This window comes from Reichenbachiella sp. (assembly GCF_965223055.1).
Classification (GTDB): domain Bacteria; phylum Bacteroidota; class Bacteroidia; order Cytophagales; family Cyclobacteriaceae; genus Reichenbachiella.
In genome coordinates this window covers 116137-134414 of the sequence record NZ_CBDCVM010000006.1, presented here as the reverse complement: position 1 = coordinate 134414, position 18278 = coordinate 116137, and the positions used below count along the sequence as shown (strand labels likewise).

Here is an 18278-nt window from a genome sequence, read left to right as displayed (position 1 = left end):
ATGATGGAAAAGCTATTTATTGTATGTGTTGAAGATCAGGTTGAAGTACTGAATACGATCTCAGAACAACTATCATATTTTGAGGAATACGTAACCGTAGAAGAGTGTGAAACTGCTGTTGAGGCTATTGAATTGCTCTCTGATATTGAACGGAAAGGAAACCTTACGGCTGTGGTGGTTTCAGATCATGTGATGCCTGGTATGACGGGTGTGGATTTTTTCATCAACCTCAAGTCAGATCAAAGGTTTAAAAGAATCAAAAAAGTGTTGCTCACCGGACAAGCAACACATGCCGACACCATCGATGCCATAAATAATGCTCAGATTGATTTTTATATCGAAAAACCTTGGAAATCTGAATCCCTCATCGAGAAGGTTAGTATACTCCTTACCAGATACATAGTAGAATCTGGTTTGCCCTATGAGCCGTTAGCTACTGTTTTGCATAAGCCAACTCTATTTAACCTATTGAAAGAAAGATGAAATATTTCGTTCTCATATGGGCTGTATTAATAGTCATTTCTTCTGGTCCGAAAGTGGAGGCCAGCCCAAAAGATACCCTCCAAAATGAGCTGAAGAATATAGGAGGGATGTTTGATAAGTTTAAATTTTCCATGTCAGCTCAAATTTGGTTGAGACATACTGAGCTGAATCCTGGGTCTCAGATTGATGGTGTGATGGAAAATAGTATCACTGATTTAAGTATCAGGCGATTTAGGATGGCATTTCAGGTTAATCTGACTGATCGCTTGTTTGTGAAAACGCAAATTGGACTTAACAATCTGAATTTCGCCACCAATAATTCTCAACTCAAATTGTTAGATCTTTTGGCAGTTTATAAGTTGTCAGATCAACTTTATATTGGAGGTGGTAAGAATGGATATACAGGACCTTCACGATACGCAAGTGTAGCATCAAGTTCAATGCTGGGCGTAGACATCCCAATTTTTGCACTGAGCACGATCAATATTACTGACGATCTTTTGAGGAAACTAAGTGTATTTGCAAAAGGGAACATAGGAAAGTTGGGTTACCGGGTGGTGTTGGCCAAACCTGATCGTCCTCATGTGCAGTTTACTCTGAGTGAAAGTACAAAATTTGCGAATGGAGATCCTAGTTTACAATATTCTGGGTACTTCAAATATCAATTTTTGGATAAAGAAAAGATGACCAGTGCCTACATGCCAGGTACCTACCATGGAACAAAAAAGATAGTAAATTTTGGGATTGGGTTTCTTAGGCAAGATCGTGCCACCTGGAGCATGATTGGTAGTGATACATCATATTTTCGAATGAATCAATGGGCTATAGACTTGTTTGCAGACTTACCATTGAACAAACGAAACTCACAGTCTTTTACGCTTTACGCAGCCTATTTCAATACAGACTTTGGCCCGAATTATATAAGAATGATAGGAACGAATAATTCTGGGATTCAAACGAATAATAGTACCATAAATGGATCAGGAAACAAATACCCAGCTATTGGAACAGGACAGGTCTATTATTTGCAATTGGGCTATCGTATGGCATTCTCAGGTAAACTCGAAATGTTGGGTGCCATCCAACCCTATTTTAATATGCAATACGCTAATTATGAAGCGCTTCACGAACCGATGCAACTATTTGAGTCAGGAATCAATTTGCTTTTCAATCAACACCAATCAAAGCTGACTTTTGGTTACCAAAATAGACCGATATACTCACGAAATGAAGTAATCAAGGTCGTGGATAGGAAAAGTATGTACGTGATTCAATATCAATTCAAATTCTAGATCGCTTTTGAACTAACGGTGGACTGATTAATATCATCTTTTTCATAGGGTGGTTGTCATTTTAAAACCCCGATGTAATGACTTACTTGTTATAGTTATTTATTCAGATAGACACCAATGTCATGGAAGCAACACTTAAAAAAAACAGACTGCTAGATCTCAATAAAATTCTTCCAAAACGAGTTGAAAAAGAAAAGGTTGTTCCGGTTGAAAAACCAATAGCAGTATACAATACTATTGAATTAAAAGTTGAAGATTATGATGATCTAATTGCCTGGAAAAGGCAGAGAAGTGAATTGCAACATAATCGAAGTACCATGTTCTTTTTTGTTGGTTTGGCACTAGCACTCACAATGGTTATCGTAGCGTTCGAATGGAAGTTTGTGGATGATGCATTAATTACGGAACTCACCATGGATGCAACCGATTGGGAGGAAATTCAAGACATACCTCAGACTACTCAACCGCCGCCACCACCACCACAACAGGTTATTCAACAGCCGGTGATTGTGGAAGTCCCTGATGAAGAAATTCTCGAAGAGATAGAAGTGAATATGGATGTGGAAATTACTGAGGAGATGGCCGTTGAGGAAGTGGAATTTGAGATGGTTATAGAGGAAGAAAAAGCGGAAGAGATTTTTATGGTTGTCGAAGACAAGCCAGAACCTAAAGGAGGGGTAAAAGCTTTTTATCAGTATGTTGCTGACAATATTGTTTATCCCCGTCAAGCGAAAACTGATCAAATTCAAGGACGAGTTTTTGTCCAATTTGTTGTGAATAGTAAGGGTAAGATTAGTGAAGTAGTTACGGTTAAAGGAATAGGTGGCGGATGTGATGAGGAAGCCGTACGAATCGTGAGTGGTGCACCTGATTGGATTCCAGGAAAGCAAAGAGGAAAGCCTGTAAGTGTCAGAATGGTATTGCCCATTACCTTTAAGCTTTATTAAATGAGTTGATTATAATAGGAGCAAATTTATCTGTGATAAACCATCTCAGATGAATTTGCTCTTTACCTTTGTGATTCATGGATAGAAAAATCAAACTCATCTGGGACATGCATGGCCAGCACGCCAAGGGTACATCCGAACATCATGCCATTCACTTGAATGAATTTGCCGAAAGAGAAAATGTAGAAACCATGGGCGTAGGTACCGAGGACCTTACTGAAATGCATTCCATTGCTTACATGATAGTAGAAGAAAAGGATATGATTACGGTAAGAGATGCCTTGCGTCCGCAGCGAGCTGAAGAAGCAGAATAGTTATCTCAATAAGGCCATTGTCTTGGTTCTTGTCTCTTGAATCTTATTATCTTTGACTCGACAACATTCCCAATTAGAAATTAAGGGAATATTATGTCTGAGAATAAAATTACATTCCTGATCCAATGCCACGACAGCAAGGGGATCATTTCGAAAGTCACTACCTTTTTCTACGAAGAAGGATTCAATATTTTGAGTTGCCAGCAGTTTACGGATAATATCCAGGAGTCTTACTTTATGCGTATTAGCCTGGATGCTCAAGATCTTAAATACAGCAGGAAAGAGCTTATATTCAAATTTGCCGAAGTGGCTGATGCGCTGAATCTACAGTGGCGTGTACATTTTACATCAGACAAAGAAAATGTAGCTGTACTTGCCTCCAAAACTACACATTGCCTATTTGATATCTTGGAAAAGCATGGAGAAGGTAAACTACAGTGTAATATTCCATTGATTATTTCGAATCATGAATCTTTAAAGTATGTGGCTGATCAATTCGGGATACCTTTTCATTATTTACCGATTGACAGCGAGAATTGGATAGCGCAACAAGAGAAGATTTTGAATCTGATGACAGAGTATCAGATCGACCTAATCGTGATGGCCAGATTTATGAGGATATTGTCGTCTGAATTCATTAGTGCTTATCAAGAAAAAATAATCAATATTCATCATGCTTTTCTTCCTGCCTTCCAGGGCGCAAACCCATATCGGAGAGCTTATGAGCGAGGAGTGAAGATGATAGGAGCCACTGCTCACTATGCTACGGATGATCTTGACGAGGGCCCAATCATAGAGCAAGACGTAGAGCGTGTTTCACATGCGAGTACACCAGCTAGCCTGGCTCAAATTGGTTCAGATATTGAGCGAAAGGTATTGAGTAAGGCAGTGAAGTACCACTTAGACCATCGTATCATTGTAACTGGTAATCGTACGATTGTATTTCCAGAGACGGAGGATTAATTAGGAACAACAGTGTACTGCCCAGCCGAAGTTGGATTTACCACACGAAGTCAGATTAGATTTCTCCCTCTGTTCGAAATGACAAATAAATCCAATCATTTGCTCTCCTCAGAGTTACTCGGCAGAGAACTCTGAGTAATACCTTCAAGAAAAAAACGGTGGAGGCTTATTGGTGGACAACACCAATAATGGCGGCAATCGGACTACTGTATATCCAAAGATGATGGAATGACTGGTGATTGAGAGAATTTCCTTAAATTTATTAGATACGGAATCAATATTTAATACTAACCTATACGCCAAATGACGTTTAGCCATCCAAGAATTGAAATTAGAATCGCACCTGAATTTGGGTTGAATTGTATCTATTTTGTTTTTAAAGATAAGTTTACTCAAGATGCCTCTGAGCAAGCTACTAGCAATTGGTCAGGCCTATTCGATTCAAATCCTGATACCTCTTATAGTTTTATTTGGGATTGTTCTCAAATGTCTGGGTTTGAACCATCGGCACGAACCATATGGTATGAGGCGATGAAAAAACATAAAACTAGAATTAGTCACGTAGCTATAATATCACCTAATATACTCATCCGTGGTGCTGCCAGAGTGATGATGGAGGTGTTTGGTGTAAAATCAAAAATTGTTAAATCTTTAGACGAACTTAAAGAATTAGCCTAATTGCTTAAAGAGAAAACTTCTTCAAATTCAACGCACACCTTTCGCCTTCTAGCAAATCTTTTGGTGTATTGTCTGCAAGCATATTGGTGACTTCTTTCACCTTTTGACGATAGTCTTTTTTCAATTCCTTGCGCTTTATCGCTTCCAAAAACAACCGTACTTCTTCCTGAGATTCCAGAATTAATTCAGGCACCTTGGTCGGTTTGTCATCTTCGCCTTTGGCTACCATAGTCACATAAGAATTGTTGGTTTTTTTCAACGTGCCTTCTTTCACGTTTTCTGCGATCACGTTGATGCCCACTACGAGTGAAGAATTGCCTACATAAACCACGGAAGCTTTGAGGTGAACCAAATCTCCAACTTCAACGGGCTCAAGGAAATCCACGTTATCGACTGACACAGTTACACAGTAATTAGCAGCATGTTTGCTGGCGCAAGCATAAGCCACTTTATCAATCAAAGAGAGCAGAATGCCGCCATGAATTTTTCCTCCAAAATTGGCATAGGACGGAATCATCAATTCAGTAATTGTTGTTTTTGAATAGCTCACGGATTTGGCTTCTGCTCTATGCATGGATTTGGTATTGGATTAGAAAATGCCAAATTAGACATAATCAAGCGGTTTTCCGATGCGGAGAAGTAGAATTAGAAGATTTACAAATTCTTATCTGTCAAATTGAGAGTATCGTATTGCACAGGTTTAATATTCAGAACTTCTTCTATGAAAAGACTGGATTCTTCAATTACACTATTGATATCCTTCGACTGTAAATCAGAAGCCATCACGTGATTGCCGACATTGGGAAAGGCGATAACTCTTTTTAGCTCATCCAGTGTATTTGTTTTGCTATCAAAATCCAAAATGCCTGGTACAGAGATGACATGATCAGACTCTTCATCACTTTTATAATAATATCCAATGAAGTATGGGGAGATTATTTTTTCAAACACTTCGTCATGCATTGTTTGATCCAATAGTTCTTGCAAGGCAATTAATGCTTCGGATCTGTAAGTGAGTGTCCAATATCTCTCTATGGGCGTACCCATTTTCGTAGAATCCCCCATTCTATAATCCCCGATCACAGCTTGAGTTATCTCTTTGCCCCATGGCTTGTTTAGGAGAACAGCTGTAGGATCATCTATCGCTGTGTTTGGGGAATAGAGTATTTGAGCTGCAATGGCCTCTGGGTTGTGTGCCGTCAGAAATATAGAAAGTGTCCCGCCAGTAGAGCAGCTTACTAAAATGACTTTCTCTCCTATAGTTTGACCAATGGCAATAGCCTCTGCGGCGGAATTCATAAGGGCTGCTGGCGTCAGCCCTTCAAAGGCATCGTCGCCACTAATTCCATGATGAGATAGTCTAGCCAGATAGAGATTGCAGCCATATTTTTTGGCGAGAATTTGGTGTACAGGATTGGATTCCATCACACCAGCGGAAAATCCATGCAAGTAGACCATAGCGTATGGAGTTTTTCTTACTGAATCTGCCCAGATGATACGAGATTCGTTTTCTGGTTTGATGTTTGGGAATTGACTTTCAAATGCAGCAATGGTGCTGTCTATTTGATCTATTGATACTGACAATGTTGGTATTTCACTTGAAACCGGTTCGAAGATTGGCCGTGGGCCTTGCCAATAGGCTAAGAATATCAACAAAATAAATGCAATGATGATCTTGTATCGTTTCTTCATTTTAGAAAGGTCGGTCAGAATGATTAATTAAAAAAATTGGATACAAAAAAACCACGTCCTTTCGAACGTGGTATATATCATTATTGCCAAAGACAGGCTTTGGGTATATCGTCTTTTACTCGTTGTGCAACCAAGCTTTTTTAGCCAAAAGCTCGTCTTCTGTTTCTACGTAATCTGGATCATCCACACAACAATCCACCGGACAAACAGCTGCACACTGTGGTTCTTCATGGAAGCCGTTACACTCAGTACATTTTCCAGGAACGATGTAATACAAATCCTCATCAACGGGCTCTTGTGGTGCATTGGCATCCACCTGAGTACCGTCTTCCAGTTCAACTTCGGTCAAGCTAGTTCCACCGGCCCAATCCCACTCGATGCCACCTTCGTAGATCGCAGTATTCGGGCATTCTGGCTCACAAGCTCCGCAGTTGATGCATTCGTCGGTAATAATTATTGCCATTTCCGTTTATTTATTGATACTTAAAATAAGTGTGCAAAAATACTGATTAATTTTACGCGCCAAAATGTTTGGCAGGTTAGTTTAACTATACTGATTTATTTGATTTATGTTGTTGATTGATAGAATAAAATCCTTTGAAACGCTCGGAAATCGTTTGAAAAATCTTTCAGAAGAAGAGCTGAATGAGCTCTGTTTAGGTGCTTTGAACGAAAACGCTTGGTTCGTAGAAGGCAACATCAAATTAGCTATTGAAGGAATTACACTGTTCTTGAACCAGTCAGCCATGGATCAATGGCTATCAGCTTATAATCTTGAAAGGCTTGCACCTAAAAAAATTGGATTAATTACTGCAGGCAATATTCCTCTGGTGGGATTTCATGATGTGATGTGTGTCCTGCTTTCCGGGCATCACCTGATGATTAAGATGAGTTCAAAGGATGGGAGGCTTATGCGTTTTGTTCTAGATGAGCTTTTTGCAATCGAATCTGAATTCAAGTCGCAGGTTACTTTTGTTGAGCGTTTGAATGATGCCGATGCCTTTATTGCTACAGGAAGCGATAATTCTGCTCGATATTTTGAGTACTATTTCAAAAACAAACCCCATGTGATTAGAAAGAACCGTACTTCAGTAGCTGTGTTAACGGGAAAGGAGACAGTTGGGAATTTTGAAAATCTAGGAAAAGATATATTTCAATATTATGGTTTGGGTTGTCGCAATGTTTCGAAACTTTTTGTACCCAAGGGCTATGATTTTAGTCCGTTTTTAGACGCGCTTAAACCATACGAATCCGTTATTCAGCACCACAAATACAGAAATAACTACGACTACAATAAGTCTATCTATCTAGTGAATCGTGAACCATTTTTGGATACTGAATATGTACTCGTAAGAGAAAGTGAAGAAATGGTTTCCCCAATTTCTGTTTTGTATTATCAAGAGTATAAAAGTGAGAAGGAATTGGAATCTCTTCTCAGTGAACATGCGGATAAAATTCAGTGTGTGGTAGGGGCTGATTATATTCCTTTTGGACAGGCTCAAAAACCAGCAGTATCAGACTATGCTGATGGTGTGGATACCATGGCTTTTTTGACAGGCTTGTCCTGAGGTTCACGCGATTTCACTTCGTTATAGGTTTGCTGATAAGCGCTGTGCTCTGTACCCATCCAGCGATCCCACCAGCTAAAGTATAACCCGTAGTTGGCATTGAAATGCTTATGATGCATGTCGTGATGCGTCGTAGTTGTGTGCCAGTTTAGCCATTTGCTGTTTACAAAGTTTTTTGGGAATAACTCAAAGCCCAGGTGCCCCATGACATTTCGAGTGATCATATATATAAGAAAACTGAAAATCGCGATGGAGTGTAATGGTAAAGAGAATATTAATATCGGGAATACTGCTGCTTGCACTACTGCTTCTAAGGGGTGGAAAGCATAGGCTGCCCAAGGAGACGGGTTGGTCGATTGATGATGGACTTTATGTACATGTTTGAAAACGCTTTTATGATGCATCCACTTGTGCGTCCAATAAAAGTAGGCATCATGAAATAGAATCATAATGGCTAGACTAATGAATACCCAAGGCCAACCATAATCAGCAACATCCCGATATATTTGAGTGCCTCCATGCGTCTTAGTATAATGAATGGATGTTCCAATCAAGGAAAAGACTAAAACTGTGGACATTGAATAAGCAAACTCAGTAAGTTTTCTTTTTAAGTTGGGTAGTTTCTTTTGAATAATAAGATGCTCCAAAGGTTTCTTTAAAATCACCCAAATGAGTAAGTAACTGCCTGAGGCAAAAATGAAGTATCGTAGAAAATCTACTACTACAATTCTTTTCCAAATGGTTGTTATCAATTCAAAATCCATGAAGATTTGAATTTAATGAAAAACTAGCACTCTTCCAGATCACAATGCTCATTGGGCGACTCTAACTCAATGGTCACATGATCGATTTCTCCTGCTTTTAAGATTTGCCTTGATTTTGCTTTGATTGCAGCTCCTGTATCCAAATCGACATCCTTATCTAGCACCAAATGAACAGTCATAATATGATACTCGCCATCCATGGTCCAGGTGTGCATATCATGAACTTTAGTGACATGCTCAATGGCTTGCAGTTGGTTTTCTAAGTCTTTTGTATTTACATCTGGTGGAATGCTCTGCAAAATGATTCTTAGGCTGTTTTTTAAATTTCGAAATACATTAAACAAAATATACCCAGCAATCATTAAAGAAAGAATAGGATCAAGAATTGGGAAATCTGTCAAACTCATGACGATACTTCCTATGAGCACCGCCACCCAGCCCAATACATCTTCTAACAAATGAAGAGAAACCACTCTTTCATTCGCAGTTTTTCCTTTCCTGGTTTTGAGGACAGCAGCGCCGTTTACAATTACGCCAAGTACTGCCAGGGCGACCATTCCTTTGGCATCTGGTTGCTCCGGCTCGATGAGACGTGGAATGGTTTCCATCAAAATGAAAACAGAACCAACTAAGAGTACCACTGAATTCAGAATAGCACTAAGTACTGAAAATCGTTTGTATCCGTATGAAAAAGTAGGTGTACGCCCTTTGTGAGAAAGTTTTTGAAAGTACCACGAGATTCCCAGACTCAAACTATCTCCCAGATCATGAATGGCATCGGAAATAATGGCCACACTATTGACATATAGTCCACCGACAATTTCTATAATGGTAAAACCAAGATTAAGAAAGAAGGCCACCTTGATGTTGTCTACATCGTGATGGTGATGATTATTTCCGTGATGATGGTGATGAGCCATTTATACTTTTTGTCCTGTAGGCAAGCCGTCTAAAGAAACCATATTTTTCTCTTGCCAGTATTCTTTTACTTTTTCTCTGCCTTTTTTATCATGGGCAATATCTAACAAATCTCGGTGTTCTACAAAATCATAAAGAGGAACAGCCATGCCACAAGAGTGTTGGATATGTTCTACATCCACGACGAAAATTTGTCGTGCACCTGTATTCTCTTTGAATAGCGGCCCATAAGTCTCCCATTCTTCATCCTGTTCGTAGATAGCTTTAGCCGAACCATAAATCCGCATGATGTTTGGTTTGCCCTCAAAAGCACACATCATAATGGTCATACGATTGGTTTCTAAAATTTGAGCGGCTGTTTCGTTTCCACTCCCGGTTAAATTTAGCCAGGCTACTTGAGTTGGGCTAATTATTCTAAAAGAATCAGTACCCTTAGGAGATAGGTTGATTTTGCCGTTTGTGGCTGCTGTGGCCACAAAAAACATTTGCTGGGCTTCTATGAAATTTCTTGTTTTTTCGTCGATCGATGAGATGAGTTTAGACATAAGGTTTCGTATTTGATTTCATATTGAACGAACAAACCAAAGATAGGGTGTGTCCATTTAGTTTAGAAAATTACTATTTCCCTGATAGGACAGGAGATGAATTAGATGAAAAGCCTTCATGCATTCATCGAAATCTGTTCATATCAGGTTTATTCCAGTATTAAAACAGTTATTTTAGAGTATATGGCCTAATGAATGCATTTTTATAAACACCAAAATCGCCAATTTGAATCCGATATACTGACTGTAGGTTGTATCGCGGGTATCATGCGAATGGTAGTTGCTATCTACCGTGATCTTCCAATTGAAGTGATCAATCTCGATTTTATAGTTGATTGCTCACTTTGCCTGATTTTTTTGCTACCACTCATTTTTCTTCGATTCAATATTCGCTTTGAATTCATCGCTGTTCCATTTTCTTTCTTGATGGTTGGTTTTTTGTGTGTGAATTGGATTCTACTCAAAGGCATCCGTGGCATGGGCGAGTATTACTTCATAGGAGGAATGATATTGATTGCTTTGATAAACAACGGAAAGTGGTTAGTCATTTTGGTAGTAAGCTGTGTCATGCTTGAAGTTGCTTTGCTATATGTAGCTATATTCCACTCAGACCTCATATCACCATTGAATTCGAATGATATGAATGTCTACCATTATCTCTGGATTACTGTTGTGGTTACAGTTGCCTTGCTTTACCATAAATCGCAGTTTGATAATAAAAGAGAAAATCTAAAGCGTAATCAAAAAAGTTTAGAGTCTAAAATTGATACACTGGAAAACCAAAACATGCAGTTGGAAGAGCAAAAAGCTATGTTGCAGAAATCGAATAATTGGCTAGAAGAAAATATCCAGCAACGAAGTGAAAAGCTGATTACTCAGCGAGAATCTATCGAGAAGTACCTGTCTGTTACGTTATTTGAAATTGGTCCATACCTGGAATCAACTGTAAATTCGATTGACAACTTGGATAATGGAACAAAGCAAACCCCAATGGGAACGCTTCTGATGAAATCTACCGAACACCTTCAATCAGCCATACAATCGGTAACAAGCAAATTGAAAAAAGGAAATTACTATAACCCTAAAAATTAATATTGTTTATTGAAAGCACAGATATCGAACACAATGAGATGAAACTATTTAGAATAGTTTTGGTATCATCTGTTCTTTTTTGGTTTTTGGGAATTGTTAAAGATTTTTGGTTTGATGCTGATCAAGGGATTCTTGTTTTAGATACAACAGCTTGTTTGATTGCGTGCATCACACTGATCGCTTTATATAAACGTGCTGATTTTACTTTGATGGCAAATTGGTACTGTCTCACTTGGCTTCCTCTTTTTGTTTTCTATTGGAAGTATTTAGGTGGGGTACAAGGATCTGCCACTTATATCTACTTTTCAATTTGTGTGATTTACCTGGGGGTATTGAGGGGAAAGGCTCGATTGTTTATGACCGTGTCACTTTGTTTGATAAATATTGTTTTGACATTGGATGCTGAGCAAGAAGTGCTTATTAGCGTTTTATCGACAGAAAATCTTATTAATCCTTTGTCATTCAATTATTTATTCAATTCTGCAATTGTAGCTGCAATTGTTGTTTTTATCAAAGTCAGATTTGATCAAGAAAGAATGGATATTGAAGCGCAAAATCAAAACCTAGATAAACTGAACACTGAGTTGCAAATGAAAAATCGATTGTTGAGTAATCAGCAAGAACAGATTAGAGACATTCAAAATAACCTGGAGGCACTAGTGCATGAACGTACATTGGAGTTAGAAAATAGAAATAAGGAATTGGAAGCCTATGCTTATGACAATGCACATGTAGTTAGAAGACCTTTGTCAAATATATTGAGTCTTTTAGACATTTTGAATCAAGAAGATCAAAACGGTATGAGCAAAAGTCAGTTAAAGGATATCCGTAAAAAAGCCAGTGATTTGGATAAAGTGGTACAGAAAATCAATATGATCTTGCATTAATTAACGCAGCAAATACATTTTCCCAAATCCATTTTTGAATCCTCGGTCTGCTGAAGTATTCCTATGTTTAAAATTCTCCCCAGGGTTTTTAATCAATACCCTATATAAATAAACCCCATTGGCTAGTTGATCTCCATAATTATCGCGACCGTCCCATGCGTATTCAGTTTTATTGTTTCCAATGTTTATGGGGCCTAATTCATCCATAAATATTTCTTTGACAACTCTGCCAGACACAGTCAGAATTTGAATTTTAATGTCTTCAGGAAATACGGAACCAGTGAGCGTAAATACAAATCTCGTGCTTGAAGAAAATGGATTAGGATAGGGGTAAAAATTTGTGATTGTTGATGCATTGATTACTTCAAAATTTATTTCATAAGGTTTTAAACCTGAAGGATTGCCTGATGCATCATTGGCTAATACACGCAATCCATATATCCCATCTTCCAGCTGTTCCGGAGTAAAGGTGCTCTTAAAGTCCTCTTCAACAGTAGCTGGTGTCCAGTCCATATTTGTACTACTAAATGCGATACGTTCAAAATCACAAGTTTCACATGGCTTTTTCAAATAAATGTTAATGCCTGTGGTATCTTCTTTCAGTAAAAAAGAGTTTTCATCATTCAGATGTATTTCTATAGATGGGGTAGGAGATACGATATCACCATCCATGATTTGAACACCATCAAATGACACATCCACCAAAGGGTTGGTTTGGTCTGGAATGATCATTATATAATTAGAAAAACGAGCTGAATTGTTAAACGTATACACTTCATTGGGGTAATTCTGATTTGTATTTAAAATCAAATCATTCAGACCCAAATTACCCGTGGTTACAAAATCAAATCCAAATTGGGTAGAATCTCCACCGTTTAACGGGGCTAAATTGAGGGAATCAGCGTGCAAAATACTTCCACCGGCATTGAGAAGGTCAGAATTGACTTGGATGGAATCTGTGAAATCTTTTTTGGAAAAGTTCCAAAATGTATAAGTACCACTGAATGGTTGTCCTTCTTGAAGTTCTATTGGACTCGAATTGTCATCCGGATTTACTAGTAGCACACCTTCTGGAGCGGTTTCATAATCCACGCGCCATGATTTTAATTGGTGAGGGGTCTGGAGTACTGGATCACTTATTTCCAACTGCACTCTTGCAAATGGATATAGATTGGCATCTACGGTGCTCAAATCAAAATCATTCATACTTGGACTCTGAATAAGCAGTTGTTCGGTGCGGTCCTGCCTCACACCATATATGGATAGATTTTTCGTATCATCTCCAGGGTTGCCAGAATCTTGAATGTCTGCTGTCAATTGTGACCAGGACAGCGCAGGCCCAATAAGGCCAGAAGAGATTTCTCCTGTATCAAAACTGCCATTGATGGTTTCTTTTAATAGGAGTTGCTGTGCATTTTTTGGTAGGATTCCCGATGTGTCGATACGAGCAGTTCCTGCGGCCATATTTTTTGCACCATACATGATAACGGGCTCGTCGTCCTGCAGGGCATCAAGATTGGTCCTGTCAAAACCTAAAGTCTCAAGAGCATCTTTGAATGAATTGGTCCAGGCTGAATAATCCACGGAACCCAGGGAATAAATAAGAATTTTGTCATCATTTTCAAGGTTGTTTATAAATGCTTCTGGACCGTAGGAAACATTACTCATGTCACCAGCCGTATAGTTGAAAATAACCTGAGGAAGGACGCCACAAACAAGCGGTTGAAGTTCATCAAAACCAGGAGGTGATACAGGCTTGAAAGGAACTGTAGATTGCCTTTTAAAGGCTAAAAAGTTGATCGTATTGTTTCGACAACCAGGATCAATATGTGAATTAGTGATATTGTAGTTTCTATCATTCAGCAAAACTTGTGTGTCTTTATAATCAAAACTTGGGTGATTAGACCCGTAATTTTGAACCTCTAATTGTAAGACGGGTGATTGAAAACTCCAAATACCTGTGGCAGGATCTAATGTCAATCCTTCTGTTTTAGCTTCAGTGAATTGTACGGCATTTGTCTGAGCCCATCCTTCTCCCAAGCTTTTGTCTAAAACAAATGAACTGGTCACCCATTCATCTCCTTCAGATGGCTGTGGATCTGTAAACCTTGTGCGCCAATAGAAAACTTTTCCATTGTTAATACTGCCTTTTTCTTCTAAGTTAATATTGAGTTTGCCTATCACATTCGTACTTAGCGTTTGACTGATTAGATACGGACTATCAAAGGTAGCTGAGGTATCTATTTCAACATCAAAAGAACGATTGCCAGCTAACAGGTTAGAAGATTGAAAGTAAAACTCTTGAATTGGTTCGGTCTGCACCGATAAATTCGAAGGGAATAAATTGAATGTACTTCCAGAGGACAAAAACACATCAATTGAGGCTGTGTTATTTGTTTTGTCCATTTCATCTATTCTATTTAATGGGTCTAATTGAATGGTGAAAGTGTTTAATCCTTCCGGATTGCTTACCTCGTTATTAATTACAAATTGAATAGTGTCTTCTCTTAAAACTTGATCAAAAAGAACGGGGCCGTATACTTGCGTCCTTCCATCGGCAAAAGTTCGGGTTACAGCAATATCAAAAGTATCTGCTGCATATATACCAAAATTGCGAATGTTCATCTCTATATAAAAGGAGTCAATCGTTGCTAGAAGTTGGGAGTCATCAAATGTCTTTGGATTGATAAAAGCCATATTGATATCATAATCTGGTTTGTCTGGTCCAAATATTTTGACTGCTGGGTCTCCTTGAAGGTTTACAAGTTGAACCTGAGAAATGGATGACTCTGAGGGACCATAAGTATTGATATATTTTAATGCCGTTTCTTTTTTGATTTCGCCAACCGACTTGCTTACAAAAGATTCGTCTGTAAAGCCGATCGTATAATATAGATTGGTATACCTTCTTAGGTTATTAGAAAAAGCAACGTGGCTGTGGGCCATAAATCCTAGGGCCCCTAAATCAGGGGTGATGATCCAGTCCACACCGAAAGATTCATTTTCACTAAAAAAATCACCTGCTAGACATCCGTTAACCATAAAAATAGGGTACTTGCCTTTGTTCGAATATCCAAACGCAGGATCAGAAACTTTACCTATTTCTATATCGGTAATACTGCCACTAGAATGACCAAAAAATGTCACCATCATTACGCCATTATTGATTTCATCCGAAATGTCAATAAATTCAACTGCGCTATTGTTGTTTTTGGATAATTGAGCAGACTCGCCTCCTAACAATTCGCCTTCCGCAATACTGGCGAATCCATCAATGTATGAGCGGAATACATTAAGTTCAGACTCATTATTTCCACCACTCAGATGGACCAAATTCTTTTGTCTAAGCGTGTTAAAAGGTAGGGCTTCTTCTTCTATAACTTTATTAAGATAAGCTTCTATATGATCGGGAGAGGTTGCATTGATCCTTCCTGTAGCCAGTACGCCGTAACCAGTTCCACCATCGAAGCCAGTCGAAAATGGAACATCAGCTCCTGGATGACCATAGGTAGGAATGATGTGTCTGATGGTAGTTACAGAAGGATCTTGCCTGTAGTAATTTGCTTGTACATTTGAAGCCTTTCCGATGAGGAACAAAAATTCTGGTGTTCCATTGTTATATAGATATTCGCAAAAATTCCTTATTGCCAGAGGTGAGGAGTTACCATAATTGAATTGGTTAAAAATTGTCTCTATATCCATGTTTAGTACCTGATGTGCACCGCCTGCAACAGATTCTCGGTAGTTTTTGTAAGCAGTGACTTGATCGCCTTGTCCACTGCTAGTATTACCTCTCAAACTATTGTGACTGACCAAAAGATAATTGTAATTAGCTGGATTGAAATTGTTGAATATGACTTCCTCGAAATAGTCTACAGTCTTTACTCCAGACTGAGCATATAGCACCCTTTCGCTATCGGTATTATCGACTACTGCATTGAATGTGCCAGTACTTTCGTTGATGCCTATTCTAATAGGGTTACTTTGAGAAGTAATATCAAAAAGCGTGATGTTAGATGGAGAACTCGTTACTTCAATATAAGATTTTCCTCCAATATTGTTCTTCATTGTAAATCGACTACTGTTGGCAGATCCCATGTCATAGGTCTTACTATAGTTGACCTTTATGTAAGAAACGGAAACACGGTCAGCTGCTCCACCAACTCCGTTCACGGTGGCTCTAACGAGCATATTTCCGCCTGCCATATCTGACCAATTTACCTGTTCGGATACCAAGTAGTTTTCATCCGCATTAAATGAAGCGGTAGCTATTTCTCTTAAAGAGCCAGCGTTGGGTCCTACGAAAATAGTTACGTTATGACTGTTATTGTTGCCGCCTACTAGCATGACTTCGATAGTAGGGTTTATGTCATCTTGTACCTGATCACTCAAACCACTTATGGTATTGTCTAAACTCTGGCCTAAACTTGCGAAATTTCCAGTCCAGCCTTCACCTCGGTCATAGATAGGGAGTATTATTTTGTTTTCAGAACCATAGCTTTGTCCTTCGTAATATGTTTCTGTCTTTAAAAGTAATTTTTCTTCAATTTGATAGTTTTCAGCAGGTAATCCACCGACGTTATTTTCTGAGAATTCACTCATTCTAATACCAGTTTCAAGATTTACCTTGTAGGTTAAAAAATAGGCAGCTGAATCTGAGAATATGTTGTAGTAGGTATGTGGCTGATTGGCCGGATCGTTGTAGAGCTTCGTGTCGAGCGTGCCATCATTGGTTTCAGCATAAAACTCGATGTAATCTGATGCATCAAAACTTCCATCAATTTCTCCTTCGACATGAATATTTACTTCTTGTCCCAAGCGAAATAGTTGAATTCTACGTGGGTCAACGATCGTTACAGGGAAACCAGATGCTGCCAATTCAGGTTGAGTCATTCGGTATATACCCTCTTCACCAATCTTAATTTTGAAATAACGCTGATTGGCACCTATCCATTCATTGCCATATGGCTGTGCCATGGCTACAGTCATCAAGCATACAAATGCTAATGTGATATAACTCCTATTTCTTATCATCAAATCCAAGTTTAAGTGAAATGACATGAGAGTATGGGGTTTCGGCCTGATCGCCAATATCAGTCAAGGCATAGTCAATATTGAAGTTTTTGAGTTTGACTCCTATGCCAAAGTTTGGTTGATATACTGTAGATGTCGTTCGGTCAAAATTTTGAATCTCTTGAAATTGCCCAGCTCCAAAACGAAGAAAGAATTTTGATATATAACTGGCTTCTATTCCCATTTTGGGGTCTATTGAGACGGTATTTGATTTAATCACCGTATTTCTTTTTCCATCGAAAGTCGCTTCTAAATCCATAGCGATAAGGAGTCCAAATTTCTTTTTGATATATACCTGATAGCTGGCACCGAAAATGGCTCTTGGTAATGTGATTTCTATTGAGTTTTCGGGAATGACGTTGCCAGTTTGTGTGTAAATATCAGCGACTAGATCAGTATTGTGCGACCAGGAGTTGTAGGTGCCGGTGATATCACGAAGCATCAGGGCAAGGTTTAATAGCTTGTATGACTTTGTTGCACTTAGGTCTAAGCCATAGCCCCACGCAGAAGCGAAGTTTCCGGCATGCCGATAAATGATTTTTGCATTACCACCTACATCAATGCCCCCCAATATGTCAAGTTTCCGAGCATACGAAAACAAAAACGCATAATCAGAGGCAGAAAAGAATTGGATATTATCATAGTTGAGCGCACCGTTGGCATCGTATAAAAATCTCGTATCCGGTATGTCGTCTATACCAAAGCGTATGACAGAAAAGGCCAATGCGCTTACAGAATCAATTTTAGTTGCAAAGCCCAAATAGTCATAATTCGCAATTCCAGCGAAATACTGGGCATGCATAAGTGAAACATCGTATTTGTATTCGAGACGAGTAAGACCGGAAGGGTTCCAATAGCCGGCACTTACATCGCTGGACACAGAAGTAAAAGCACTAGCCATACCCAATGCACGTGCATTCACTCCAATAGCCAAAAATTCATTACTGTATTTTGGTGTGTTGGATTGAGCAAAGGAGTTGGATATACATAGCCATCCCAGGATGGCGGCAATGACTATTCTCACGTGCATCAATTAAACTATATTAACAAATCTAAATACTC

The 18278-nt window shown here is 38.8% G+C and carries 17 protein-coding genes; 9 read left to right on the top strand and 8 right to left on the bottom strand.

Features of this window, described 5'->3' with window-relative positions:
• The 6 genes from ACOQO5_RS05625 (at position 1) to ACOQO5_RS05600 (ending at position 4677) form a co-directional block, all read left to right on the top strand.
• Entirely contained in the window at positions 1-483 is a 483-nt protein-coding gene (locus ACOQO5_RS05625) for a response regulator (RefSeq protein ID WP_420580707.1), read from the top strand.
• On the top strand, positions 480-1775 hold the full coding sequence (locus tag ACOQO5_RS05620; RefSeq protein ID WP_420580706.1) for a hypothetical protein: 1296 nt from the start codon (positions 480-482) through the stop codon (positions 1773-1775). Before ACOQO5_RS05625 ends, ACOQO5_RS05620 begins: the two co-directional genes overlap by 4 nt.
• 122 nt (positions 1776-1897) lie before the next feature.
• A complete protein-coding gene (locus tag ACOQO5_RS05615; RefSeq protein ID WP_420580705.1) occupies positions 1898-2722 on the top strand; it encodes an energy transducer TonB in 825 nt (274 codons plus the stop codon).
• A gap of 77 nt (positions 2723-2799) precedes the next feature.
• Positions 2800-3036, top strand: coding sequence for a hypothetical protein (locus ACOQO5_RS05610; protein ID WP_420580704.1), 237 nt, complete (start codon positions 2800-2802; stop codon positions 3034-3036).
• 93 nt (positions 3037-3129) lie between these two features.
• Complete coding sequence (purU, locus tag ACOQO5_RS05605) at positions 3130-3999, top strand: formyltetrahydrofolate deformylase (RefSeq protein ID WP_420580703.1); 870 nt, start codon at positions 3130-3132, stop codon at positions 3997-3999.
• A 303-nt stretch (positions 4000-4302) separates the two neighbouring features.
• Positions 4303-4677, top strand: a complete 375-nt coding sequence (locus tag ACOQO5_RS05600) for a hypothetical protein (RefSeq protein WP_420580702.1) — start codon at positions 4303-4305, stop codon at positions 4675-4677.
• Positions 4678-4681: 4 nt separating this feature from the next.
• On the opposite strand, the gene ACOQO5_RS05595 is transcribed toward ACOQO5_RS05600, so the two are convergent.
• From ACOQO5_RS05595 to ACOQO5_RS05585, 3 genes are all read right to left on the bottom strand, one after another.
• On the bottom strand, positions 4682-5251 hold the full coding sequence (locus tag ACOQO5_RS05595; protein ID WP_420580701.1) for an acyl-CoA thioesterase: 570 nt from the start codon (positions 5249-5251) through the stop codon (positions 4682-4684).
• 80 nt (positions 5252-5331) lie between these two features.
• Complete coding sequence (locus tag ACOQO5_RS05590; protein ID WP_420580700.1) at positions 5332-6369, bottom strand: alpha/beta hydrolase; 1038 nt, start codon at positions 6367-6369, stop codon at positions 5332-5334.
• 115 nt (positions 6370-6484) lie between these two features.
• Entirely contained in the window at positions 6485-6832 is a 348-nt protein-coding gene (locus ACOQO5_RS05585) for a 4Fe-4S dicluster domain-containing protein (protein ID WP_348306928.1), read from the bottom strand.
• Between the two features lie 106 nt (positions 6833-6938).
• On the opposite strand from ACOQO5_RS05585, the gene ACOQO5_RS05580 reads away from it, so the two are divergent.
• On the top strand, positions 6939-7937 hold the full coding sequence (locus ACOQO5_RS05580; protein ID WP_420580699.1) for an acyl-CoA reductase: 999 nt from the start codon (positions 6939-6941) through the stop codon (positions 7935-7937).
• Here the strand turns inward: ACOQO5_RS05580 and ACOQO5_RS05575 are convergent.
• Genes ACOQO5_RS05575 through ACOQO5_RS05565 form a run of 3 tightly spaced genes read right to left on the bottom strand, consistent with a single transcriptional unit; the run spans position 7889 to position 10164 of the window.
• Complete coding sequence (locus ACOQO5_RS05575) at positions 7889-8701, bottom strand: sterol desaturase family protein (RefSeq protein ID WP_420580698.1); 813 nt, start codon at positions 8699-8701, stop codon at positions 7889-7891. The two genes, ACOQO5_RS05580 and ACOQO5_RS05575, sit on opposite strands and share 49 nt — an antisense overlap.
• Before the next feature lie 23 nt (positions 8702-8724).
• Positions 8725-9621 carry a cation diffusion facilitator family transporter gene (locus tag ACOQO5_RS05570; protein WP_420580697.1) on the bottom strand — a complete coding sequence of 299 codons (897 nt, stop codon included), beginning with the start codon at positions 9619-9621 and terminating at the stop codon, positions 8725-8727.
• Positions 9622-10164 carry a pyridoxamine 5'-phosphate oxidase family protein gene (locus tag ACOQO5_RS05565; protein ID WP_420580696.1) on the bottom strand — a complete coding sequence of 181 codons (543 nt, stop codon included), beginning with the start codon at positions 10162-10164 and terminating at the stop codon, positions 9622-9624.
• Between the two features lie 195 nt (positions 10165-10359).
• On the opposite strand from ACOQO5_RS05565, the gene ACOQO5_RS05560 reads away from it, so the two are divergent.
• On the top strand, positions 10360-11256 hold the full coding sequence (locus ACOQO5_RS05560) for a hypothetical protein (protein ID WP_420580695.1): 897 nt from the start codon (positions 10360-10362) through the stop codon (positions 11254-11256).
• A gap of 38 nt (positions 11257-11294) precedes the next feature.
• Entirely contained in the window at positions 11295-12143 is an 849-nt protein-coding gene (locus ACOQO5_RS05555; protein WP_420580694.1) for a hypothetical protein, read from the top strand.
• Here the strand turns inward: ACOQO5_RS05555 and ACOQO5_RS05550 are convergent, their stop codons facing one another.
• Both ACOQO5_RS05550 and ACOQO5_RS05545 read right to left on the bottom strand, forming a co-directional pair.
• Positions 12144-17177, bottom strand: a complete 5034-nt coding sequence (locus ACOQO5_RS05550; protein ID WP_420580693.1) for a C25 family cysteine peptidase — start codon at positions 17175-17177, stop codon at positions 12144-12146.
• Positions 17164-18246 (bottom strand): PorV/PorQ family protein, encoded by a 1083-nt coding sequence (locus tag ACOQO5_RS05545; protein ID WP_420580692.1) that lies wholly within the window; start codon positions 18244-18246, stop codon positions 17164-17166. The genes ACOQO5_RS05550 and ACOQO5_RS05545 overlap by 14 nt, the downstream gene beginning before the upstream one ends.
• Positions 18247-18278 lie beyond the last annotated feature (32 nt).